Origin of the sequence: Sandaracinus amylolyticus (assembly GCF_000737325.1) — a bacterium.
GTDB classification, from domain to species: Bacteria; Myxococcota_A; Polyangia; order Polyangiales; family Sandaracinaceae; genus Sandaracinus; species Sandaracinus amylolyticus.
The window spans coordinates 5,319,986-5,342,352 of record NZ_CP011125.1 but is presented as its reverse complement, the minus strand read 5'-3'; the positions used below and the strand labels follow the sequence as shown (position 1 = coordinate 5,342,352).

Genomic DNA, 22,367 nt, shown 5'->3' with positions numbered 1-22,367 from the left:
CGCGCGGCGCACTCCGGCTCGAGATTCACCCTGCATCCGAGCCGAGCGAGATCGCGCCCGGGTGTGCACGCCCGGGCTCGAGAAAGAGCATCAAGCAGTCACCGTCGTGCCAGTACCACGCGCGCTCGTCATCGGATCCCAGCGAGAGCAGCGGAATCTGGCCTGTCGGAGTCGGGTCGTACGCGAGCGTGCAATGTTGCGGATATCCGAAGAGATAGTCGCGACCATGGAGAGTCGCGCGCAGGACATCGTACGTCTCGTGCTCGTCAGTGGTGAAAGGCCAGTCTCGAACCTGATATTCGTCGCGAGGAATATCGATGGTCGGAGTGAACGCGATCGCCGCGGGAGCACCGAAGTCGACTTCGGGCGGCGGTTGACGCGGACTGCTCTCGACGTGCGCTGCTGAGAGGAGCGCGACCGCGTATCGCGGATCACCCCAGAAGATCTCACCGCGAGGGTCCATCTCACGCGTCGGGTCGTCAGCCACGAAGAGCGAGAGCACGCCGTCGCTCGGTAGGACATCCCGCCACGGTTCGGCGAACGATGCGCGGCGAGACGGCAGGTCGGCGAGATCGATCTGCGCGAGGAATCGATAGGGACCCTTGTCGTGTCGCGGCCATTCGACGTCGACGGGAAGATCGGGAACGCCTCCAAAACGACTCGCGCCCAATCGGATCTCCTCGGTCGTCGTGGTGATCGCGATGGCGGGCCGGTGCCAGCGTCGGAACCACTCCGTGTGTGCTCGGAGGCGCGTTCGTTCGACGCGCGTCAAGAGCTCTTCCAGGGTCATGTCGTTCACGTGTGCCGGAGCATAGGTCGACGCGAGCGACACGCACGTTGAGGGCGGTGGCGCTCGTGACAGACGCGTCGCCTGCTAGACGATTGCGCGGCGCAGTGCGTGACGCGCGAGGTCGATCGACGGCCTCGCGCGTCGGGTGTCGTTCACTCCGCGCGGTAGGCGCGCTCGAGCGTCGCGATGTCGAGCTTCACCATCTTCAGCATCGCGTCGGCGACGCGCTTCGCGCGCGCCGGGTCGTCGTCGCGCATCAGCTGGTCGAGCACGGCCGGCACGATCTGCCAGCGGACCCCGTAGCGATCGGTGAGCCAGCCGCACGCCTGCGGCCGGCCGCCGCCCTCGAGCAGCGCGTTCCAGTAGCGATCGAGCTCGGCCTGGCTGTCGCACTCGACGACGAGCGAGATCGCGTCGTTGAAGTCGTGGTGCGGTCCGGCGGTCATCGCCTGGAAGCGCTCCCCGAACAGCGTGAAGTCGACGATGCTGACCGAGCCCGGAGGCCCGCTCGGCGACTCCGCCGGCAGCGGCGTGACGCGATCGACGCGGGAATCGGGGAAGATCGAGGCATAGTGCCGCGCGGCTCCCTCCGCGTCCTTCGCGTACCAGAGGTGCGTGTAGATCTTCTGCTTCTTCGCGGTCATCGGTGTGTCCCTCTCGTCGGTCGTGCGCGCGTGGCGCTCGATGGAACGACGAACGAGATGCGCCCGGCCCGACACCGCCGCGATCTTTTTTTCGGCGCCGATCAGCGCGGCTCGATCCGGACCGTGTCCGCCGCGACAGACCATCCCGTCGGAGGATCGAGTTCGCCGCCGCTCGCCCCGTCGGCCAGGACGAGGACCTGACGCCGTCCGAGCACACGTCTGGGCGCGCCGAGCTACCGCGGTCGCGCGAAGAGCGTCCAGCGATCGCTCTCGAACACCGCCTCCGGCGGGCTCGCTGCGCCACGGAAGATCGAGCGCGGCGCGTCGCGCCCCGACTCGTGACGCACGAGCCAGTAGTCGAACGACTCACCCCACACCGCGTGGTCGTAGCGCTGCGGCGTCCACTCGAAGCGCGGAGGGAAGGGCGGCGGCGCCGCGCCTTCCGCGTACTGCACCGGCGACTTCGGGAACTCGACGAACGAGAAGCACGCGAGCCCACCGACGCGCGCCTGGAAGTACTGGTGCGCGTGCAGGTAGATCGGCAGCGGCACGACCTCGCTCTGCGGATCGAAGATCAGCCCGAGCAAGCGCCCACCGGGCTCGGTGTGCTCGAGCGCCGCGGAGAGCTCGCCCATCTCGCGATCGGTCTCGCCGAAGCGCTTCGCGTGCACCTGACCGGTCGCGATCGCGAGCGCCATCAGCGCGGGCGCGACGACGAGGCTCGCGCGCATCGGCAGCGCACCGCGCGGTCCGAGCACTGGCAGCAGCGCGAGCGCGAGCGGAAGGAAGCGATGGTTGATCGGCTCGATCAGCCGGTACGAGAACGGCGCGAACAGATAGAGCGCGAACGTCAGCAGCAGCACGAGCTCGGGCGCGACCGTGCGCGGCATCGGCCACTCGGGCGACGACGCGATGATCCGCCGCCACCACGGACCGCTCGTCGTCGTGCCCTCGACGCTCGCGGGGACCACCACCGCGTCGCGGCCTCCGCGCAGCGCGATCACGACGAGAACGCCCGCGAAGAACGCGACCGCGAGCGTCACGCCGCTGCCGTCGCGGTAGACGTCGAACGAGTGCCCGAGCCAAGCGCGCACGGTGTCCGCGACCGGCGTGAAGATCGGCGCCGCGCCCTGTGCCGCGACCTCCGCCGCGTGCCCGCTGCGCGAGCCCGCTTCGCCCCGCTCGATCACGCCCGACTGGCGCAGCCACCACGCCATCGCGATCACGCTCGGCAGCGCGGCCACGATCGATCCGACGAGCGCCCGCACCGCGCGCGCGCGCCCCACCGCGGGCGCCATCGCGACGAGCTGCACGATGCACGCGAGGCCCATCCACGCGTAGAGCTGCGCGTGCGCGTAGAACGTCGCGAGCGCCGCGAGCGCGAGCCACATCGCGCGTCGCGCATCGGGCCGCTGCACGAGCCGCGCGTGCGTCCCGAGCGCGACGATCGCGAGCACCATGCCCGCTGCGTAGTTGAGGAACCCCCAGAACACGTAGGCGTGCATCGCGATGGGCGCCGCGAGCGCGCCGAGCATCGCGGGCCGACCGTGCACGCGCAGGTACCAGCCCACGGCGAGCGGCAGCGTCGCGATCGAGAGGATCGCCGTCGCGCGCCCCGCGCCATCGACGCCGAAGATCGACGCGAGCCAGTCGCCGAGCACGTAGAGCAGCAGGTACTGGCTGCGCGCGTACTCGACGACGAAGAAGCGATCGAAGATCGCGTCGCCCTGACCGTGGATCGCCGCGATGGTGCCGAGGTGCTGCGGGTAGTCGACGAAGGGCAGCCAGCGCACCGTGGCGAGCGGCATCGTGAGGGCGATTGCCGCGACGCCGAGCACGATCGCCGCGATGCCGTGCTCTCGCGCCCACGCCCGCGCGCGCTCGAGCCACACCCCCGCGCTCTTCCCGTTGCCGTGCGTCGCCAACGTCGCGCGTCGTAGCGCACGTGGCCCGACCCTGTCACGCGGCGGTGCCCATCGAGCACTGGCCAGGGCACGCCTCGGGGACCATTCTGGTCCGTCCGATGCGAGCTCCTCGCAGCAGTCCCGCGGAGCGCAGTCCGGTCGACGCGTGCACCGCGGCAGCGGACGACGCCGCCGGCGCGGATCGTCGTGGCCTCCTCGGTCGGCGCAGCTTCCTGTACGCGGGCGGCGCCGCGGCGGCGCTCGCGGCGGGGTTCCCGCTGGTGCAGACGTTCGGCGCGCGCGACGAAGCGCGCCCGTGGCGTCCGGGGCCCTACGGCCCGCTGCGTCCCGACCCCGAGGGCCGGCTCGATCTGCCGGAGGGCTTCTCGTACCGCGTGATCTCGCGCACCGGCACGACGATGAGCGACGGACTGCGCGTCCCGGCACGCCCCGACGGAATGGCGTGCTTCACGCTCCCCGACGGATCGCTCGCGCTGCTGCGCAACCACGAGAACCCCGCGCACGTCGGGCTGCTCGGACCGTGGACCGACGGCGTCGCGCCCGAGTCGTACTCGCAGGAGGGCATGGGCGGCGTGACGCGCGTGGTGCTCGACCCTGCGACGCTCGAGGTGCGCTCGACGAACCTCGTGCTCGGCGGCACCACGCTCAACTGCGCGGGCGGCCCGAGCCCGTGGGGCTGGCTCAGCTGCGAAGAGGACTACGACGCGCGCCACGGCCTCGTGTTCGCGTGCGATCCCACCGCCGCGCGCATCGCAGCGCCCCAGCCGATCCGCGGCTACGGCCGCTTCCGTCACGAGGCCGCGTGCGTCGATCCGCGCACGTCGATCGCGTACCTCACCGAGGATCGCGAGGACTCGTGCCTCTATCGCTTCGTGCCGCACGATCCCGCGCGCCCGTTCGACGGCGAGCTCCAGGCGCTCGCGATCCGCGGCCGCCCGCGCGCCCGCACCGGCACCGGTCTCCGCGCCGGTGAGCGCCTCGAGATCGCGTGGGTGCCCGTGCGTGATCCCGATCCCGGCGACGACGTGCTGCGCCACCTCGCGCAGCAGGACGGTGCCGCCTCGTTCGTGCGGGGCGAGGGCATGGCGTTCGATCCGCAGCGCGGCGCCGTCGTGTTCGCCGCCTCGGCGGGCGGGCCCGACGCGAACGGTCAGCTCTTCCGCGTCGAGCCCGAGGGCGACGGAGGCGAGCTCCTCCTCCTCGCGCAGAGCGAGGGCAGCGCGGACTTCGACATGCCCGACAACCTCGTCGTCGCGCCGAACGGCGTCGTGTTCTTCTGCGAGGACGGCCGCGATCGCAACTACGTGCGCGCGATCGGCACCGACGGACGCGTGTTCGACTTCGCGCGCAACACGCTGAGCCGCTCGGAGCTCGCGGGCGTGTGCTTCTCGCCCGACGGGCGCGCGATGTTCGTGAGCCTCCAGACCGACGGGCTCACCCTCGCGATCACGGGTCCGTTCGCGCACGCCTGACGCCCGCTGGGCCACGGCCCGACTTTTCGGGCGGCCGCCCTTTACGGCTCGGATTTCCCCGCTACCATCCCGGCCTCTTTTCCGGGGACACCGTGGCAGAGACCTCGTTGAAGCCGCTCGTGGGCGTGGTGATGGGCTCGCGCTCCGACTGGGAGACGATGCGCCACGCGGTCGAGATCCTCGAGCAGCTCGGGGTGCCCCACGAGGTGCGCGTCGTGTCCGCGCATCGCACGCCGGACCTCCTCTTCGAGTACGCGTCGAGCGCGGAGCCGCGCGGCCTGCGCGTCATCATCGCGGGCGCGGGCGGCGCGGCGCACCTGCCGGGCATGCTCTCGTCGAAGACGCACGTACCGGTGCTCGGCGTGCCGGTGCAGAGCAAGACGCTCTCCGGTATGGACTCGCTGCTCTCGATCGTGCAGATGCCCGCGGGGATCCCGGTCGGCACGCTCGCGATCGGCAAGGCGGGCGCGACCAACGCGGGGCTCTTCGCCGCGCAGATGCTCGCCGCCGAGCACCGCCCGATCCGCGAGGCGGTGCTCCGCTTCCGCGCGAAGCAGACCGAGGACGTGCTCGCGAAGCCCGATCCTCGCGAAGAATGAGCCGCACGATGCGCGTCGGAGTGCTCGGCGCTGGTCAGCTCGGTCGCATGCTCGCGCTCGCGGGGCACCCGATGGGCGTGCGCTGCGTCGCGTACGCGCAGCAGCCCGACGAGCCCGCGTGCGCGGTGGGCGAGCACGTGATCGGCGCGTGGGACGATCCCGCGGCGCTCGACGAATTCGCGTCGCGCATCGACGTCGCGACCTACGAGTTCGAGAACGTGCCGCTCGAGGCGGTGCGTCGCGTGGGCGCGAAGGTGCCGCTGCGCCCTTCGATCGACGCGCTGCGCGTCGCGGCCGATCGCATCGAGGAGAAGACGCTCTTCCGCGAGCTCGGCATCGACACGCCGCCCTTCGCGGCGATCGACTCCGAGGACGATCTGCGCGCCGCGGTCGCGACGATCGGCCTGCCCGCGGTGCTCAAGACGCGCACGATGGGCTACGACGGCAAGGGCCAGCGCGTGCTGCGGACGATGCAGGACGTCGATGGCGCGTTCACCGCGCTCGGCGCGCGCCCCTCGATCCTCGAGGGCTTCGTCGCGTTCGAGCGCGAGGTCTCGCAGCTCGGCGTGCGCGGCGCGGACGGATCGATCGCGTTCTATCCGCTCGCCGAGAACGTGCACCGCGACGGGATCCTCCGCGTGAGCATCGCGCCCGCGCGCGCGACCATCGCGATCGAGGAGACGGCGCGCGCGTACCTGCGCGCGATCCTCGAGTCGCTCGACTACGTCGGCGTGCTCGCGCTCGAGCTGTTCCAGGCGGGCGATCGACTGCTCGCGAACGAGATGGCGCCGCGCGTCCACAACACCGGTCACCACACGATCGAGGCCGCGGAGACGAGCCAGTTCGAGAGCCACCTGCGCGCGGTCGCGGGGCTGCCGCTCGGCTCGACCGCGCTGCACGGCCACGCCGCGATGGTGAACCTCGTCGGCGCGCTGCCCGAGCCCGCGTCCATCCTCGCGATCGACGGCGCGCACCTGCACCTGTACGGCAAGGAGCCGCGCCCGGGCCGGAAGGTCGGTCACGTGACCGTGCGTGCGGACGACGAGGCGGGCCGCGACGCGCGTCTGGCCGAGGTTCTCCGCGTCGTCGACGCGCTCTGACAGAATCGCGCGTGCCGCGGAGCGCAGCTCCGGTCACACCTCGGCTGCCGACGGGTCGCTCGTTCCGTATCGAACGTCCGGTCGGCAGCACGAGGGGGAAATCACCGGAACGAAGTTCCGGAGAGGTGCTAGCGCTCATGTGGGGGAAGCGCGTGGCGCTCGCGCTCCTGCTCGCCGGCTGCGGCGCGGGGCAGGGCGCGAACGGGAGCGGCTCGTCGAGCGACGGGGGGCACGACGGGAGCGTCGAGGTCGATGGCTCGCGAGAGGACGACGACGACGACGGAGCCTCGCGCGCCGGGCCCGACGCCGCGATGCCGGCGGATGCCGGCGTGTTCCCGGTCTGTGCGATCGGTGATCTGCGCGCGGCGCTCGCGGCTGCCGCGCCGGGCGCCACGGTCGTGCTGCGCCAGGGATGCCGCGCCGAGGGCCCGCTCGTCGTGCCGCCCGGCGTGACGCTCGCGGGCGAGGGCCCGACGTCCGAGGTCGACGGCGGCGACACCGGTGCCGCGATCGAATTCGCGGAGGGCACCGGAGCGACGGTGCGTGATCTGCGCGTGAACGTGCTCGGCGGCGGCTGGGCGATGCGCGCGGCGGGCGACGGCGACGCGACGATGGAGCGCGTCTCGGTCCACATCGCGCGCGGCGCCGGCGTCGCGCTGCGTGGGCGTGAGCGCGTCGTGATGCGCTCGGTGAAGATCGACGGGCCGATGTTCGAAGCGGCGGCCGCGAGCGCGCCGACCACGTCCGCCGGCACCGGGACGTGGGCGGTCGTCGCGGTCGACGTCGGCGATCTCGCGGCGCCCGGAGCGAGCGGCGTGCGCGTCGAGGATCTCGACATCAGCGGGCTCGCGGTCGGCGGCCTCTCGGTGGAGCGCAGCGTGCTCGAGGTGATCGACACCGACGTCGAGCCCGACGCGGACGACGTGCGCGGCATCGTCGTCTCCGCGTTCGAGTCCGACGTGCGCGTGCGCGGCGTGCGCATCACCGACCTCTTCGCGGGCAATGGCGTGCCGGCGATCGCGGTGTCCGCGGTGTCGTCGCCGCGCGTCGAGATCGCCGATCTGCGCGTCGAGAACGGGGCCGGGTACGGCGTGTTCGCCGATCGCAGCGCGGTCGCGATCGATGGCGTGATTGCGTCGGGCCTCGGCGCGCCCGCGGTGCAGGTGCAGGGCGGCTCGCTCGTGGCGCGCGCGCTCGACCTCGAAGGCGGCGACGGCGCAGGCGTCGTCGCGATCGATGCCGAGCGCGTCGAGGTGCGTGGGTCGACCGTCGCGCGCCAGGTGCGCGCGCCGGTGCCGAGCACCTCGGGCACGGTCGAGCTCGGCGACGGCGTGCTCGTGCGGCGCGCGTCGGGGACCGCGCCGATGCCCGCGATCGTGCTCGCCGACGTGGCGCTCGACGACAACGCGCGCGCCGGGTTGCTCGTCGATCTCGGCGGCGCCGCGCCCGCGAGCGTGTCGCTCACGAACGTGCGCGCACGCGCGGCGGGGAGCGCGCTCGGCGTCGTCTCGCAGCGCGCGGTGATGCCGGCGGGCTGGGACGCAGCGGTGATCCGCGAGGGCGCGGCCCTCACGAACGACGGCGTCTTCGGCGGCGGAATCGACGTCGCGGGCATCATCATGCCGCCCGCGATCGCGTGGCGACCGTCGCTCTGATCGCGTCGCTCCGATGGGGTCCGAGGTGTGAGAACCGGCGCGCTCCGCGCTCTAGGTTCCACGTTCAGCGCAAAGCGTGCGCGCACGTGCCTCACGTGCGTGCGCTCGCCCCGCACGATCGGCTGCTGGAGTCGCCACCCAGTGGCGGCGAGCCACGGAATTCATGAGCCTTTCGGAAACCACGGTGCGCACCGCCTCGACGGCACGTGGGTTGCTCGAAGCCGCGGCATGGAAGCTTCCACCAAGGCGGCACGCCGTGATCTTCCGTCGGGTGTGCATCCAAGCTGGGTCCCCGTGCTCGCGGGGTGGCGCGACGCGGGCCTCGCGCGCGAGCTCGACGCGCGCTGGCTGACCCGGCTGATGTCGGCGCCGCCGACGGACGCGACGATGGCGATGGTGCTCGCGGCCCACTACCACGCGTCGGGCGACCCGGTGGAGCGCGCTTGGCGCGCGCAGTCGGACCGCGTGCTCGAGCTCGCCGACGAGCCGACCGCGCCCGAGGCGCTCGCGGGCGCGACGCAGCTGATCCTGCCCGAGGTCCGCATCGCGACGCGTCGCACGGCGGAGGGCCTCGAGGTTCGCCTCGCGACCGAGCGCGAGACGATCGCGACGACGCGCGCGCGCGTCACGCTGCGCCGCATGCAGACGCACGCGCGCAGCGGTCGTGCGCGCCCGGTGTCGATGGACGGTCTGCCGCCGCGCTCGTTCGTGTACGCGCTCAACGTGCTCCTCGAGTCGAAGGACGTGGCGCTGCGCTTCGTCCCGCTGGTCGCGATGCCGGGTCGTCGCGCGTGGATCGCGGTGACGCTCGCGCAGGCACTGCACCTCGAGGATCTGCAGACGCTCGATGCCGACGAGCCGTGGCGCCCGTTCGCGCGCTTCGTCGACTCGCTCGCGCTCGCGTCCTGAAGCCTCCGGTCGCGCTCGCGTTCCGGCGCGAGCGCGACCCAGACGATTTTCTCTCGTTCGCCTCCTCGTTCCTCGTCCCCTTCCTCGCGGAAACACCGCGCCGACGGCGCCGCACCGGGACTCGTCCCCCCGATGCAACAAGGCGCCGTCGGCGCGGTGTGGGTCCGGACGGCCGTGCGACGGCGCGTGCGGGGTGCGAACGGCTGCGGGCGCGTTTGCGGTGCTCGCCGCTCACGCGCCCGTCCATCGTCACGCTGCGCTCATTCGATCCCGAGCGCGCGGCGCAGCGTGCTCACTCGACGCAGAGCCTGCGTGCTGCGCCCGCTGCGTTCGCGAGCGCGCCTGCGGGATAGGCCGAGACGAAGTTGAAGCACATCTCGTCTTCCGTTCGCTCGCCGAAGTAGATCGGCGCGTCCGTCGGGTTGTCGTAGACGCACGTCGTCCGCAGCACGTCGCCCGGGTTGATCACCAGCGAGCCGCCGGGCGGGATCCATCCGGTCTGCGCGTTGAAGTCCCAGTGCGGCTCGTCCGCGAGCATCACGACGTCGGCCTCGCTGCCGCCGCGCAGCACCTCGGTGCGGATCGAGACGCCGTGCGTGTGCATGTGCAGGCCCGACCCCACGACCGTCACCGGCGCCGTGATCGCGGGCGTGCAGCGCCCGACCACCTCGTGCCCCCGCGCGCGCGGCGGGATCGCGATCGCGAGCGAGCCGAGCGTCGACGTGCCGATCTCGTGCTCGCGCGCGGTCTGCGTCGAGCACATCGCGACGCCGCTCCGGTCGCGCACGTCGCCGTAGCCCGCGACGTTCCAGTAGTGCACCTGCAGGACCACGAAGCCGGTCGAGCCCGGCAGCTCGCGTCCCATCGTGTCCGGCAGCACCGAGTTCCGCCCTCCCGGCGCCCAGCCCTGCAGGAACTGCGAGCCCTGGTTCAGCGCGGTGCCGCACTCCCACGCATCGCCCGGCTCGATCCCCTCGGGCAGCGCGGTCGCGCCGAAGATGATCCAGTGATGGAGCACGCGCGGGTCGTCGATGATCGGCGCGAACGCCGTGCCCTGCTCGACGTCGGTGAACGGCGACGCGAACGCGAAGCACATCGTCGTGTTGCCCGCCGCGGGCGCGAGCTCGTAGGGCGCGTCCATCGCGCCGGGCGCGTGCGCGCGGAACTCGTGGGTCACCTCGCACGGCAGGTGCTCGGGGCCGATCGGCGCCTGCATCGGAGCGCCCGCGTCGTCGGTCGAGCCCTGACCCGCCGGCGCGCCCGCGGCGATCCACGCGTCGAGCACCGCGAGCTCTTCCGCGGGCAGCTGCTCGCCGGGCGGCATCGGGCGCGCTTCGTCGTGGATGCGATCGCCGACGAGCTCGAACACGCGACGCGACGGGCTCGTCACCGCCATCGCGTGCATCGCCTCGTACGAGAGCACCGACATCGGCGCGCTGAACTGCGGCGGATCCGAGTGACATCCCCCGCAGCGCGCGTCGACGATCGCCTGCACGTGGGCGGGCAGCCGCAGCACCTCGGGCGCCTCGTCGCCGCCGTCGCACGCTGCGAGCCCGCTGATCGCGAGCAGTGGAGCGATCCACGTCTTCGTTCTCATCACGGCGTCCCCCTCCTCGTCCCATCGAGCACGATCGTGATCATCCCGGCGGTGCCGCTGACGCTCGTGATCAGCCGGCCCACGTCGCCGTCCATCGAGAACTGCAGGCCGCCCGCGCTGCCACCGCCGCCGGCTCCTCCCGCGCTCGACTGCGCGCACGCGGGCGTGATGACGATCGCGCTCCCGTCGACCTCGTAGGTGCCGCGGATCTGCGTCGAGCTCGGCCGCACGATCGTGCCCGCGGGCGTGCCGTTGAGCGTCGTGACGAACTCGAAGTCGAGGCGCGCCTCGGTGCCGTCGAACGCGGCCCACGCGCGACCGCCGACCGTCGACGCCTCGCGATCGAACATCGTCGCGGCGGTCTCGGAGACGTAGAACGTCGCTTCGTCGAACACCCACGTGCCCGTGGGATCACCGCCGGTCGCGACGGGCACGTTCGAGCCTCCGTCGACCGTGGCGACGTCGAAGCCTCCCGCGATCTCCGGCACCGCGTCGGGCTCCGGGCTGACGTCGCAGCCCGCATCCGCCGCGGGCGCGCCCGCATCGACGATCTCGGTCTGCGCATCGATGCGCGCACCGGCGTCGTCGGGCGCGTCCGACTCTCCTCCACACGCGATCACCAGCGCCGACAGCGTCAGCGCAAACGCGATGATTCCCCCGGATTTCATAGGGGAACGAGCATACGAGGACGCGCCTCGGGGCGGTGTGGACGTTTTGTGCACGGGACCTCTCGCGAGCGTGGTCGTGCGATGATCGATCGGTGGCGAGCATCCTGGTGGTGGAGGACGAAGGGCCGATCGCGACGTTGGTGGCAGACCATCTCCAGCGCGCGGGACACCGGGTGGCGATCGCACGCGACGGAGACGAGGCGCTCGCGAAGCACGCGGCCGAGCCTGCGGACCTGCTCGTCCTCGACGTGATGCTCCCGCGGAGGAGCGGCCTCGAGGTCTGCGGCGCGATCCGGCGCGGCGGTGGCGCGCAGCCGGTCGTGCTCATGCTCACTGCGCGCAGCGGTGAAGAGGACGCGGTCGCCGGCTTCGAAGCGGGCGCCGACGACTACGTGCGCAAACCGTTCGGCGTCGCGGAGCTGGTGCGTCGTGTCGGTGCGTTGCTCGCGCTCGCGGGACGGCCACGCGCGCCCGCGCCCGCGTCGACGATCGAGATCGCGGGGATGCGGATCGATCTCGCGTCGCGTTCGGTGCGCGTTCGCAGCGGCGAAGTTCGTTTGACCCCCAAGGAATTCGATCTGCTCGCGCATCTCGCGCAGCACCCGTCGCGCGTGCTCGAGCGCGAGGATCTCCTCGCGGAGGTGTGGGGCTATCGACACGCGGGCTATGCGCGCACCGTGGACTCGCACGTGACGCGGGTGCGCAAGAAGCTCGCGGCCGCGGGGCTCGTCGGCGATCCGATCACGACCGTGCACGGCGTCGGCTATCGCTTCGAGCCGCAGCGCTTCGAGCCGCAGCGCTCGGATCGACACGAGGACGCGTGAGGGCGCTGCGCCAGCGCGTGTCGCTCAAGATCGGCGTCGCGGTCGCGACGCTGGTCGTGCTCGTCGCGCTCGGTCTCTGGCTCGTGTTCCGCCTGACGCTGCTGGTCTACGGCGAGGAGCTGCGCGCGCGGCTCGTGCAGCCCGGGCTCGCGCTCTCGATCGCGATCGTGCGCGCGGGGAACGCGGACGACGCGTCGCTGCGCCGTGAGCTGGGAGACGTCGAGGGCTTCTGCATCGCGCTCTACGATCACGACGGCGTGCTCTTCGCGCGCTCGCGCGACGATCAGCCCGACGTGCCCGAGCGCCTCGACGCGCGCATGCGGGAGCTCGCCGACGCGACGCCGGGACGACCGCGCTCGATCGGCGCGCAGCGGCTCGACGCGCCCACCGAGATGATCGCGCGCGTCGAGGGCGCGGGGCGCGCCGCGTACCTCGGCGTGTTCGAGCACAGCGCGGCGGCGACGTTCACGGCCGTGCGGATGCGTACGCTGAGCATCATCGTCGTGATGCTCGCGCTCTTCGCGCTCGGCGTGACCGCGATGCTCGCGCACCGCATCCGCCACGGCATCCGGAGCACGCAGCGCGTCGTGCACGCGATCGCCGGAGGCGCGCTCGATCGCCGGCTGCCCGCCGCGGGCGACGACGAGCTCGGTGCGCTGGTGCGCGACTTCAACCGCATGGCGGATCGCGTGGAGGATCTCGTCGCCACGCTGCGTCGCGAGGAAGCGCGCAAGCGCGCGCTGTTCGCCGCGTTCACCCACGAGATCAACACGCCGCTCACGAGCGTGCTCGGGTACCTCGAGTCGCTCCGGATGGACGACGTCGACGCGGATCCCGAGACGCGCCGTCGCTACGTCGAGGTCGCGTACGAGCAGGCGCTCGCGCTCGACGCGCTCGCCGACGATCTCGAGACCCTCTCGCGGCTCGAGCACGACGGCATGTCGCTCGAGCGCGCGCCCCACGATCTGCTCGCGATCGCCCGCTGCGAGATCGACGCGCTCGCGCCGCGCGCGAAGGACGCGTCGGTGACCGTGCGCGCGGAAGGACACGGCGTCATCGCGGACGTCGATCGACGGCGCGTCGGACAGGTGATCCGCAACCTGCTCGACAACGCGATCCGCCACTCGCGCGCGGGCGGCGCCGTGCTCGTCGAGGTCGGTCGCGACGCGCGGGGAGACGCGAGCGTCGTGGTGCGCGACGAGGGCGAAGGGATCGCGGAGGAGCATCTCGCGCGCATCGGTGAGCCGCTCTTCCGCGTCGATCCGTCGCGCGCGCGCGGCACCGGAGGGCGCGGGCTCGGCCTCGCCATCGCGCGCGGCATCGCGCAGACGCACGGCGGCACGCTCGAGCTGCGGAGCACGCTCGCCGTCGGCACCGAGGCGCGCCTCTCGCTACCGCGCGAGCCCGCGGCGCGCGAAGCACGCCTCGACGGCGGCGATCGAGACCTCGAGCCCCTGGGCCGCGGGGTCGACGGTCTCGATGCGTGACCGAGCGATCTCGAGCGCGGCCTGCGCGTCGTCGCAGCGCTCGAGCCACGACGCGAGCCGCGCCGTCTCGAGCGGCCAGTGCGCGATGTCCGGCTCGAGCTCGATCAGCGCGCGATAGAACGGCAGGGCGCCCTCGAGATCGCCGGCGTCCCAGCGCGCGTAGGCGTGCTCGCCGAGATCGTCGGTCGGACCGCCACGCAGCGCGACGATCCACGCGGGCGGTGGCCCTGGGCCGGGCTCCGCGAGCGCGAGCGCGGTCGTCCACCCCACGCTCCCCGCGGTGATCACGAAGAGCACCGCGAGCGTGCCGATCGTCTGCGCCGCGCGCGGCGGCGCCGCGGGCCGCGGATAGCTCGGCGTGAGCCCTGCGCCGACGAGCCGATCGTAGAGGTGCGGGTGCACCGGCTTCGCCACGCGCGTCACCGCCGGCGCGAGGTTCAGCTCGTAGATGCGCTCGAGCGCGCGCGCGTAGCTCCCCTCGTCGTCCTCGTGCGCGTGCGCGATCGCGTCGGCGCGCTCCTCCATGCGGCGCGCGATGCGCTGCACCACGCGGCTCACGACGAGCGCCACCAGCACGAGCCCGAGGAGCACGAGCAAGCCGCGGATCGCGTCGCCGCGCCCGAACGCGTGCATCAGCGGACGGATCAGCGCGAGCGGGTACAGCGCCACGAGCGCGACCGACCGCGCGAGCACCACGCTGCGCGGCTCGCCGAGGTGGCCGAGCTCGTGCGCGGTGACGCCGGCGATCTCCTCGTCACTGAGCTCGCGCACCGCGTGCTCGGTGAACGCGAGCTCCGCGGTGCGCGGGAACGCGAGCGCGTTGACCATCGGCCAGCGCACCACCCACGTGCGCTTCGCGCGCACGCCGACCTTCTCCGCGCACGCGTCGACGATCGTCGTGATCCGCGCGTCGGCAGGGCGCGCGAGCCCGAGCGCGACCGCGACGCGCAGCCCCGCGCCCAGCGCGACCGCCACGAGCATCGCGAAGATCACCGCCGCGACGACCGCGGCGGGCAGCGGCTCCGCCGGCATCAGCGCGCCGCCGACGAGCACGATCAGCACGTGCGGGTACATCGCGAGGAACACGAAGACCTGTCCCGCGAGACGCTCGCGCAGCGGCACCACGCGCCTCCCGATGCGGCGCTCCACGCGACCGAGCTGCGGGTACGCGCCCGCGAACGCCGCGATCCCGACGAGCACGCCGAGCGCCCCGCCGCGCAGGTACGAGAGCGGCCCCGCGACCACGCCCGCCGTCACACCGAGCACGATCGCGCAGAGCATCGGCGCGCTCGACGCGACCACGCGCGCCGGCCACGCGCGACGCGCGCGCTCGGTCCAGTGCGCGTCGCCCGGCGTCCCACGCGCCGCGAGCAGCGCCAGCGACACGCCGACGTGCGCGCCCACGAACGACACGAGCGCCGCGAGCGGCACCCACACGAGCGCGCCGATCCCGACCCACCAGGGCAGGACCGCGCGAACCGCCTCGATCGCCTCGGAGCCCAACGCGGAGAGAGTCTACGTGCTCACTCGGTCGCGCGTCCCTCGCACCCGCACGCCCCCGCCGCAGCGCGCGCACGATCGCAGCGAGGCCGCGCGTCCTCGCAGAGCATGCGCGTCCCCTCGTCGTGATCGTCGCGCTCGGCGAGCTCGCAGATGCGCCCGCTCAGGTCGCACGCGTGCCCTGCGATCTCGCACCGCGGCGCGCACGCTTCCTCGCGCTGCGCCGCGACGTTCGCCTCGCTCTCGAGGCGCACCACGCGCTCGTGCCACTGCCGCGCGAGCATCGCATCGTCCTCGTGCTCGGTGGGATCGGCGTGCGCGGACTCGAGGCCTCCGCCGCATCCCGCGATGCCGCTCGCCGTCGCCATCATCACCACGCACGCGATCCACGCCGCTCGCATGGCCGCGATGCTACAAGCGCCGCTCCGGCGCGCCCACTTCTCCGCGGCGCGCTAACGGTTGCGCAGCTTGCGCGCGATCGAGAACGCCATCTCGAGCGCCTGACGGTAGTTGAGCCGCGGATCGCACGCCGTCGCGTAGTTCATCTCGAGGTCGCCCTCGGTGATGCCCGCCGCGCCGCCGACGCACTCGGTCACGTCCTCGCCGGTCAGCTCGAAGTGCACGCCGCCCATCACGGTGCCCGCCGCCGCGTGCGCGTCCATCGTGATCTCGATCTCGCGCAGGATGTCGCCGAAGTCGCGCGTCTTGCGCCCGCTCGACGTCGTCTGCGTGTTGCCGTGCATCGGATCGCAGATCCACAGCACGCGACGTCCCGACGCCTTGATCGCCGAGAGCAGCCCCGGAAGCGCGTCCGCCGCGCGCCGCACGCCCATGCGCGTGATCAGCACGATCTTGCCCGGCTCGTCGTCGGGGCTGAGCGTCTCGATCAGCCGGAGCACCTCGTCGGGCTTCGCGCTCGCGCTGATCTTCACGCCGACCGGGTTCGCGATGCCGCGGAAGAACTCGACGTGCGCGCCGTCGAGCTGGCGCGTGCGCTCGCCGATCCACGGAAGGTGCGTCGTCAGGTCGTACCACTGATCACGGCGCGGCACGGTGCGCGTCTGCGCCGACTCGTACTCGAGGTTCAAGCCCTCGTGGCTCGTGTAGAACTCGACGCGCGTGAGGTCGTCGATCGTCTTCTCGCCGAGCGCCTCCATGAAGCGCAGCGCCTCCGAAAGCTGACGGCTCGTGCGCTGGTACTCCTCGCGCAACGTCCCGGGCAGCACCGCGTTCTCGAAGAACGCGAGGTCCCACTGCTCGGGGTGATGCAGATCGGCGAAGCCGCCCTCGGTCAGCGAGCGCACGAAGTTCAGCGTGAGCGCGGCGTGCTGGTAGCCCGCGAGCAAGAGCTGCGGATCCGCCGCGCGCGCCTCGGGCGTGAATTCCGCGCGATTGACGAGATCCCCGAAGTAGTTCGGCAGCTCGACCTCGCGCCCGTCGGCGAGCTTGCCGCGCTCGGTCGGCTGGCTGCGCGGCTTCGCGTACTGCCCCGCGATGCGCCCGATGCGGACCACCGGCTTCATCGAGCCGTGCACCAGCACGAGCGACATCTGCATCAGGATCTTCAGCTTCGCGCTGATGACGCGCGGCCGCGTGTCCGCGAGCGTCTCGGCGCAGTCGCCGCCCTGCAGGATGAAGCGCCGGCCCTCCTGCGCGTCGGCGAGGTGCTTCTTGAGGCGCTCGATCTCCCACGACGTCACGAGCGGCGGCATGTTGCGCAGCGTCTCGACCGCGGCCGCGAGCTTCGCCGGATCCGGGTACGTGATGCCCTGCGCGACGGGGAACTCACGCCACGAATCGGGGTGCCAGCCGCGCGGAGCGGTGGAGGGCTTCGGGGCGGTCGTGTCGCGCTTGCTGCCGGTCATGGGGCGGAGGTGTAGAGCCAAACAGGCCTGTGCGCGAGCGCACAGGCTCGGGCCTCGGGCGATCGGTGCCTACATCGGTCACTGGGATGGTTCTTCCGCCGCAGGGGCCTTCGTTCCGTGGGCCGACCCCCGAGCCGCGCGTCGGTCCGCGTCCGCGCGAGACGCCGCGTCCGCAGACTCCGACCGATCGCGCTCCGGCCGATCGCGCTCCGGCTCGTCGCGCGAGCGATCGGACGCCGGTGACGCTCACCGTCGTGATCGCCAACGTGCTCGTGATGGGCCTGATGATCGCGAGCGGTGTGGGCGCGATGGCGCCGACCGCGCAGTCGCTGCTCGGCTGGGGCGCGAACTTCGGGCCCTACACGCTCGGGGGTCAGTGGTGGCGCCTGGTCACCGCGTGCTTCGTGCACGCGGGGCTGATCCACCTCGCGTTCAACATGTACGTGCTCTGGGATCTCGGGCGCCTCACCGAGCGCGTGTACGGCGCGCTCGGGTTCTCGCTCGTCTATCTCGTCGCGGGCATCGGCGGCAGCCTCGCGAGCGTGAGCATCAACCCGGTGGGCGTGAGCGTCGGCGCGTCGGGCGCGGTGTTCGGCGTCGCGGGCGCGTTCCTCGCGTTCCTCGTGCGCAACCGTGGCCGCATCGATCCGCACGTCTCGGCGCACCTGCGGCGCAGCCTGGTCACGTTCGTGCTCATCAACCTCGCGCTCGGCTTCACGCTGCCGGGGATCGACATGGCCGCGCACGTCGGAGGGCTCGTGATGGGCTTCCTCACCGGCCTGCTCGCCACGCCGACGGTCACGCGCGAGGGCCCGCAGCGCGCGTACTGGGCGTATCCCGTGGTCGCCGCGGTCGGGGCTGCGATGTGCGGCATCGCGTGGCTCGGCGTGCCGCTGATGCGCTGATCACGATCGCAGCGCGCGCGTCAGCTCTTCGACGATCACGCCGCGCATCCAGCGATGCCCGGCGTCCGCGTGGAAGCGCTCGTGCCAGAGCGCCGCGACCGGGATCGCGCCGATCGGGATCGGCACATCGACGACGACGAGATCCATCTCGCGCGCGACGTCGACCACGAGCTCGCGCGGCACCGCCGCGAGCATGTCCGTGGACGCGACGACGCGCGGCACGAGCAGGAACCCCGGCACCACGAGGCCCACGCGCCGCTCGAGCCCCAGCCGCTCGATCGCGACGCCCACCGCGCTGGGCGACGCGCTGCCGGTGCGCACGACGACGTGCGGATGCGCGAGCCACGCCTCGCGCGTGATCGTCCGACGCCGCAGGGCCGGGTGACCGCGCCTCGCGAGCACGCCCCAGCGCACGGTGCCGAGCGCGCGCTGCACCAGCCCCGTTCCCTCGCGCGGCGCGGGCGCGAGCGCGAGATCGATGCCGCCCGCGCCGAGCGCCGTCGTGTCGTCGCCGGCGATCGGAGGACGCAGCTCGAGCCCACAGTGAGGCGCCTCGCGCTGCATGCGCGCGACGATCGCCGGCACCTGAGGCGCGAGCAGATCGGGGCACGCGACGGTGAACGCGCGCTGCGACGTCGCGGGATCGAACGCGGGCTCGACCTGGAGCAGACGGCGCACGTCGGCGAGCGTGCGGGCCAGCGCGGGGGCGAGCGCGTCGGCGCGCGGCGTCGTGTGCATCGCGCGTCCGACGCGCACGAGCAGCGGATCGCCGAGCAGCTCGCGCAGCCGCGAGAGCGCGTGGCTCGTGCTCGGCTGGGTGAGCCCCAGCCGTCGTGCGGCGCGCGTCACGTTGCGCTCGGCGAGCAGCGCGTCGAGCACGACGAGCAGGTTCAGATCGATCCCGGCGAGCTCCGGCGCGGCGGTGAGCATCGCGAACGAGCTTCGCGCATCCATCGACGTCGTGCATGGATGTCTGCGAGCCATCGATGGGACGCATGGTCGGCGTCCGGCATGATCGGGCGATGCGCGTCTTCGTCACCGGAGCTTCGGGGTTCGTCGGCGGTCACCTGGTCGAGCACCTCGTGCGGAAGGGCCACGACGTGCGCGCGATGGCGCGTTCGGATCGCAGCGCGGAGCTGGCTCGTCGCTATGGCGCGACGCCGGTGCGCTGTGATCTCGACGACGTGCGCCCCGAGCACCTCGCGGAGTGCGACGCGGTGATCCACGCGGCCGCGCGCGCGGAGGAGTGGGGCACGAAGGACGAGTTCGAGCGCGCGAACGTCGACGGCACGACGCGCGTGCTCGAGGCTGCTCGCCGCGCCGGCGTGCGCCGCTTCGTGCACGTCGGCACCGAGGCGGCGATCTTCGCGGGGCGCGATCTCGTCGACGTCGACGAGCGCGCGCCGTACCCGACGTCGAGCCCGTACCTCTACGGCGTCACGAAGGCCGAGGCCGAGCGCCGCGTGCTCGCGGCGAGCGCGCCCGGGTTCGAGACGCTCTCGATCCGCCCGCGCCTCGTGTGGGGCACGCGCGACACGACGGTGCTGCCGGCGGTGCTGCGCATGGCGGAGACCGGTCGGTTCGCGTGGCTCGACGGAGGCCGCGTGCGGACGTCGGCCACGCACGTCCACAACATCGCGCACGCGCTGGAGCTCGCGCTCACGAGAGGTCGTCCAGGGAACGCGTACTTCGTGGCCGACGCCGAGACGCACACGATGCGCGACTTCCTCTCGCAGCTCGCCGATGCCGCCGCGGGTGTGGAGCTGGGCACGCGCAACGTGCCGTCGTCGCTCGCGCGTCCGCTCGCGCGCGTCGTCGAGTCGGTGTGGCGCACGCTCGGCCTGCGCAGCACGCCCCCGATGACGAGGTTCGCGATCGACATGATGTCGAGCACGGTCACGGTGAGCACGAAGAAGGCCCGCGACGAGCTCGGCTACGCGCCGATCGTGACGTACCAGGACGGCCTCGAAGAGCTCCGCGCGGAGCGCAGGAAGGCGCGCTCCACGACGACGACGGCGAGCGTGCCGGCCTCTTAGGAGAGCAGGAATCGAAGGAAGACCACGTCGGAGCGCGCGACTGATGCGTGCCGTTCGTCGACTCAGCTCAATCAGGGAGATTTCTGAGGAGAGCAGGAGTGGAAGGAAGACCACGTCGGAGCGCGCGAATGACGCGTGCCGTTCGTCGACTCCGCTCAATCAGGGAGATTTCTGAGGAGAGCAGGAGTGGAAGGAAGACCACGTCGCCGCGCGCGAATGAGGCCTGCCGTTCGTCGACTCAGCGCATCGAGAGATTCTGACGAGAGCAGGAGTCGGAGGAAGACCACATCTCAGCGCGGGCGTGCGACCCACCGACGGTCGACTCGCGGGCGCGGGGAGGGGGCCCGCGCGCAGTTCCGCAGCGCCATCCAGTCTCCGCGTGGCCCCCGACTGCGCGTGAGCGCGAAGCGCCGAAGGCGCCCCGCGCTCACGAGAGCCCCGGCCATCGACCGTCACGAGCGCTATCGGTCGGATCGCGAGGACTGTCCGAGCACGGGCTTCCTCCCCGCGCCTCTCATCGAAGCCTCACCCCGCGCGGCGATCGCCCAGCTCACCGACGAGCGTCGAACGTCCCCGAGAACCCGCGCCCCACGAGCGTTCCGTCCCAGCGCCCCGGGCTCAACGTGTTCGGCCCCGAGATCGTCGCGTTCCCGCGCAGCGTGATCGCATCCGCGCCGATCCGCGCGTTCACCACCGCATCGATCGCCGCGTCGACGCCCGCCGACACGATCCCGGTGCACACGTTGTCCACCGTCGTGCCGACGTTCGGATAGTCGACCGCGTCTTCCGCCGCCTGCGCGAGCCCGTCGCAGAACCCGCCCGCGACCTCGGTGAGCGCCTCGCGCAGCGTCGTCCAGCGACGACCGCTGCCCTCGTACACCAGCGCGTCGAGCAGCCACGCCACGATCGATCCGATGCTCACGTTGATCGTGTGGCGCTCGATGTTGAACTCGCCGCAGACCGCGCTCGCGTTGAACTCGCTCGGGCTGAACCGCCAGTCGCGCACCATCAGCGGGTCACCGACGATCGGCGTCGCGCGGTACATGAACGTGACGCGATCCCACGTGTGCGTGCCGCGATAGCTGTCCGCCACCGCGCCCGCGCGCAGCGTCATCGTCTCGTCGATCACCCACGTGTCGAGCACGACGTTCAGGTCCGCGACCGCGCGGAACACGTCGCGCGACCACGGCGGCAGGTACTCCGCGATGAACGGCTGCGCGAGGCGGCAGATCTCCATGTCGACCCAGTCGGGCAGCCCGTCCCAGTCGATGCACGTGCCGTCGGTCCCGAGGAACCGGAAGATGTCCTCGACGTCCGCGATCCACGCCGGCACCGCCTCGCCCACGTGGAGCGTCGACGTCATCGTCCACGTGCCCGCGAGATCCGGGTTCGTGATGTCGCAGACCGTTCGCGGCCTGCATCGACCGGCCTCGCAGAGATCCTCGGGCGGGCACATGTCGTCGGCGAAGCACGCGCCGCCACCTGGCCCCGGCACGCAGAGACCATCGGTGCACTCGAGGCCGATCGGGCAGTCGGTCGTGAACGCGCAGTGGCACACGCCGTCCTCGCCGCACGTCAGCGGAGGCGGGCACATCATCGACGCGTCGCACGGGATCGGGATGCGCGGATCGTGCGTGCATCGTCCGGCGATGCAGAGCTCGTCCTCACCGCACTCGGGATCGAACTCGCAGAACGCGCCGGAGTCCGACGGCTGCACGCACACGCCCATGCGGCACTCGCCGGGCGCGTCGCACGGACGACAGTCGGTTCCGTCACCCGGCGGCGGGCGATCCGGATCGGGCACGCACCGCGGGATCCCGCCGACCGCCGCGCACAAGAACCCGGTCGGGCACTCGTCGAAGCCGTCGCCGCACTCGGGCTCGAGCGGTCCGCCGTCGAACGTCGGCTGCACGGTGCCGCCGTCGGGATCGCGCATGCGTCCGCCGCCTCCTTCGGAGCATCCGATCGTCAGCAGCGATGGAATCGAGAGCGCGAGGACCAAGCACGAGCGAAGCGACGACGACTTCATGACGGCGGCGATGCTATCACCGCGCGCCGCCGTCCGACGCAGCACGCACAATCACCTCACACGTGCTTGACACCGCCAGGGCACGGCGCTACCAAACGCCTCCCTTTCGACGGGGCTGACAACGCAGCACCTCAGGCACGTAGCTCAGTGGTAGAGCACTACCTTGACACGGTAGGGGTCGGCAGTTCAATCCTGCCCGTGCCTAATGCAGCGAGCTCCAAGGGCATCTCCGATGCCCGTCGCTCGCGCGGTTTTCGGTTGAGTCTCGGCAAGCGATAGCGACCTCTCGAGTCGCAGCGCGACGAGACCCGCAGCGAGGCTCTCACTCGCTCATCTCGCGCTGCTGCGAACCCGCAGGCAGG

19 protein-coding genes and 1 tRNA gene are annotated in these 22,367 nt (G+C 72.2%); 10 read left to right on the top strand and 10 right to left on the bottom strand.

Annotated features, from left to right (window positions below):
• Window positions 1–25 precede the first annotated feature (25 nt).
• The 3 genes from DB32_RS22680 to DB32_RS22670 form a co-directional block, all read right to left on the bottom strand.
• Window positions 26–790: a DUF1963 domain-containing protein gene (locus tag DB32_RS22680; RefSeq protein WP_083458547.1), complete on the bottom strand. Its 765-nt coding sequence runs from the start codon at window positions 788–790 to the stop codon at window positions 26–28.
• Between the two features lie 152 nt (window positions 791–942).
• Window positions 943–1,434 carry a VOC family protein gene (locus tag DB32_RS22675; protein WP_053238916.1) on the bottom strand — a complete coding sequence of 164 codons (492 nt, stop codon included), beginning with the start codon at window positions 1,432–1,434 and terminating at the stop codon, window positions 943–945.
• Window positions 1,435–1,667: 233 nt separating this feature from the next.
• Window positions 1,668–3,359, bottom strand: a complete 1,692-nt coding sequence (locus DB32_RS22670) for a hypothetical protein (protein ID WP_053234728.1) — start codon at window positions 3,357–3,359, stop codon at window positions 1,668–1,670.
• Between the two features lie 98 nt (window positions 3,360–3,457).
• On the opposite strand from DB32_RS22670, the gene DB32_RS22665 reads away from it, so the two are divergent.
• From DB32_RS22665 to DB32_RS22645, 5 genes are all read left to right on the top strand, one after another.
• Window positions 3,458–4,831: an alkaline phosphatase PhoX gene (locus DB32_RS22665; protein ID WP_083457642.1), complete on the top strand. Its 1,374-nt coding sequence runs from the start codon at window positions 3,458–3,460 to the stop codon at window positions 4,829–4,831.
• A 92-nt stretch (window positions 4,832–4,923) separates the two neighbouring features.
• A complete protein-coding gene (gene purE, locus DB32_RS22660) occupies window positions 4,924–5,430 on the top strand; it encodes a 5-(carboxyamino)imidazole ribonucleotide mutase (RefSeq protein ID WP_420820900.1) in 507 nt (168 codons plus the stop codon).
• A gap of 8 nt (window positions 5,431–5,438) precedes the next feature.
• The gene (locus DB32_RS22655; RefSeq protein WP_053238913.1) at window positions 5,439–6,530 is read left to right on the top strand and encodes a 5-(carboxyamino)imidazole ribonucleotide synthase; all 1,092 of its coding nucleotides are present in this window, start codon (window positions 5,439–5,441) and stop codon (window positions 6,528–6,530) included.
• Window positions 6,531–6,667: 137 nt separating this feature from the next.
• Window positions 6,668–8,185, top strand: a complete 1,518-nt coding sequence (locus DB32_RS22650; RefSeq protein WP_053234727.1) for a right-handed parallel beta-helix repeat-containing protein — start codon at window positions 6,668–6,670, stop codon at window positions 8,183–8,185.
• A 294-nt stretch (window positions 8,186–8,479) separates the two neighbouring features.
• Complete coding sequence (locus tag DB32_RS22645) at window positions 8,480–9,094, top strand: hypothetical protein (protein WP_053234726.1); 615 nt, start codon at window positions 8,480–8,482, stop codon at window positions 9,092–9,094.
• Between the two features lie 292 nt (window positions 9,095–9,386).
• Here DB32_RS22645 and DB32_RS22640 read toward each other — a convergent pair whose 3' ends face one another.
• Window positions 9,387–10,691: a monooxygenase gene (locus tag DB32_RS22640; RefSeq protein ID WP_053234725.1), complete on the bottom strand. Its 1,305-nt coding sequence runs from the start codon at window positions 10,689–10,691 to the stop codon at window positions 9,387–9,389.
• Window positions 10,691–11,359 carry a hypothetical protein gene (locus DB32_RS45505; protein WP_053234724.1) on the bottom strand — a complete coding sequence of 223 codons (669 nt, stop codon included), beginning with the start codon at window positions 11,357–11,359 and terminating at the stop codon, window positions 10,691–10,693. The genes DB32_RS22640 and DB32_RS45505 overlap by 1 nt, the downstream gene beginning before the upstream one ends.
• 92 nt (window positions 11,360–11,451) lie before the next feature.
• On the opposite strand from DB32_RS45505, the gene DB32_RS22630 reads away from it, so the two are divergent.
• A complete protein-coding gene (locus tag DB32_RS22630) occupies window positions 11,452–12,183 on the top strand; it encodes a response regulator transcription factor (protein WP_053234723.1) in 732 nt (243 codons plus the stop codon).
• Window positions 12,180–13,670 (top strand): sensor histidine kinase, encoded by a 1,491-nt coding sequence (locus DB32_RS22625; RefSeq protein ID WP_053234722.1) that lies wholly within the window; start codon window positions 12,180–12,182, stop codon window positions 13,668–13,670. The genes DB32_RS22630 and DB32_RS22625 overlap by 4 nt, the downstream gene beginning before the upstream one ends.
• Here DB32_RS22625 and DB32_RS22620 read toward each other — a convergent pair.
• The 3 genes from DB32_RS22620 to DB32_RS22610 are packed head-to-tail and all read right to left on the bottom strand — an operon-like array spanning window position 13,575 to window position 17,035.
• Window positions 13,575–15,173, bottom strand: a complete 1,599-nt coding sequence (locus DB32_RS22620) for a M48 family metalloprotease (protein ID WP_053234721.1) — start codon at window positions 15,171–15,173, stop codon at window positions 13,575–13,577. The genes DB32_RS22625 and DB32_RS22620 overlap by 96 nt on opposite strands.
• A 20-nt stretch (window positions 15,174–15,193) precedes the next feature.
• Entirely contained in the window at window positions 15,194–15,571 is a 378-nt protein-coding gene (locus tag DB32_RS22615) for a hypothetical protein (protein ID WP_053234720.1), read from the bottom strand.
• A gap of 51 nt (window positions 15,572–15,622) precedes the next feature.
• Window positions 15,623–17,035: a 3-deoxy-7-phosphoheptulonate synthase class II gene (locus DB32_RS22610; protein ID WP_053234719.1), complete on the bottom strand. Its 1,413-nt coding sequence runs from the start codon at window positions 17,033–17,035 to the stop codon at window positions 15,623–15,625.
• A 239-nt stretch (window positions 17,036–17,274) separates the two neighbouring features.
• Between DB32_RS22610 and DB32_RS22605 the strand changes: the two genes are divergently transcribed.
• Window positions 17,275–17,940, top strand: a complete 666-nt coding sequence (locus DB32_RS22605; RefSeq protein ID WP_169791517.1) for a rhomboid family intramembrane serine protease — start codon at window positions 17,275–17,277, stop codon at window positions 17,938–17,940.
• On the opposite strand, the gene DB32_RS22600 is transcribed toward DB32_RS22605, so the two are convergent.
• On the bottom strand, window positions 17,941–18,894 hold the full coding sequence (locus tag DB32_RS22600; protein WP_053234717.1) for a LysR family transcriptional regulator: 954 nt from the start codon (window positions 18,892–18,894) through the stop codon (window positions 17,941–17,943).
• A gap of 68 nt (window positions 18,895–18,962) precedes the next feature.
• On the opposite strand from DB32_RS22600, the gene DB32_RS22595 reads away from it, so the two are divergent.
• Window positions 18,963–19,976: an NAD-dependent epimerase/dehydratase family protein gene (locus tag DB32_RS22595; protein WP_075097982.1), complete on the top strand. Its 1,014-nt coding sequence runs from the start codon at window positions 18,963–18,965 to the stop codon at window positions 19,974–19,976.
• Between the two features lie 550 nt (window positions 19,977–20,526).
• Here the strand turns inward: DB32_RS22595 and DB32_RS22590 are convergent.
• Window positions 20,527–22,005 carry a hypothetical protein gene (locus DB32_RS22590; RefSeq protein WP_053234716.1) on the bottom strand — a complete coding sequence of 493 codons (1,479 nt, stop codon included), beginning with the start codon at window positions 22,003–22,005 and terminating at the stop codon, window positions 20,527–20,529.
• A gap of 133 nt (window positions 22,006–22,138) precedes the next feature.
• Between DB32_RS22590 and DB32_RS22585 the strand changes: the two genes are divergently transcribed.
• Window positions 22,139–22,210: transfer RNA gene (locus tag DB32_RS22585), tRNA-Val, on the top strand.
• The last annotated feature ends 157 nt before the right edge of the window (window positions 22,211–22,367 follow it).

Bases quoted from the DNA above. Each gene is read 5' to 3' on its own strand.
- DB32_RS22615 (WP_053234720.1), bottom strand. From the start codon at position 15,571: ATGCGAGCGGCGTGGATCGCGTGCGTGGTGATGATGGCGACGGCGAGC.
- DB32_RS22680 (WP_083458547.1), bottom strand. From the start codon at position 790: ATGACCCTGGAAGAGCTCTTGACGCGCGTCGAACGAACGCGCCTCCGA.
- DB32_RS45505 (WP_053234724.1), bottom strand. From the start codon at position 11,359: ATGAAATCCGGGGGAATCATCGCGTTTGCGCTGACGCTGTCGGCGCTG.
- DB32_RS22640 (WP_053234725.1), bottom strand. From the start codon at position 10,691: ATGAGAACGAAGACGTGGATCGCTCCACTGCTCGCGATCAGCGGGCTC.
- DB32_RS22600 (WP_053234717.1), bottom strand. From the start codon at position 18,894: ATGGATGCGCGAAGCTCGTTCGCGATGCTCACCGCCGCGCCGGAGCTC.
- DB32_RS22595 (WP_075097982.1), top strand. From the start codon at position 18,963: ATGCGCGTCTTCGTCACCGGAGCTTCGGGGTTCGTCGGCGGTCACCTG.
- DB32_RS22590 (WP_053234716.1), bottom strand. From the start codon at position 22,005: ATGAAGTCGTCGTCGCTTCGCTCGTGCTTGGTCCTCGCGCTCTCGATT.
- DB32_RS22650 (WP_053234727.1), top strand. From the start codon at position 6,668: ATGTGGGGGAAGCGCGTGGCGCTCGCGCTCCTGCTCGCCGGCTGCGGC.
- DB32_RS22655 (WP_053238913.1), top strand. From the start codon at position 5,439: ATGCGCGTCGGAGTGCTCGGCGCTGGTCAGCTCGGTCGCATGCTCGCG.
- DB32_RS22610 (WP_053234719.1), bottom strand. From the start codon at position 17,035: ATGACCGGCAGCAAGCGCGACACGACCGCCCCGAAGCCCTCCACCGCT.
- DB32_RS22665 (WP_083457642.1), top strand. From the start codon at position 3,458: ATGCGAGCTCCTCGCAGCAGTCCCGCGGAGCGCAGTCCGGTCGACGCG.
- DB32_RS22675 (WP_053238916.1), bottom strand. From the start codon at position 1,434: ATGACCGCGAAGAAGCAGAAGATCTACACGCACCTCTGGTACGCGAAG.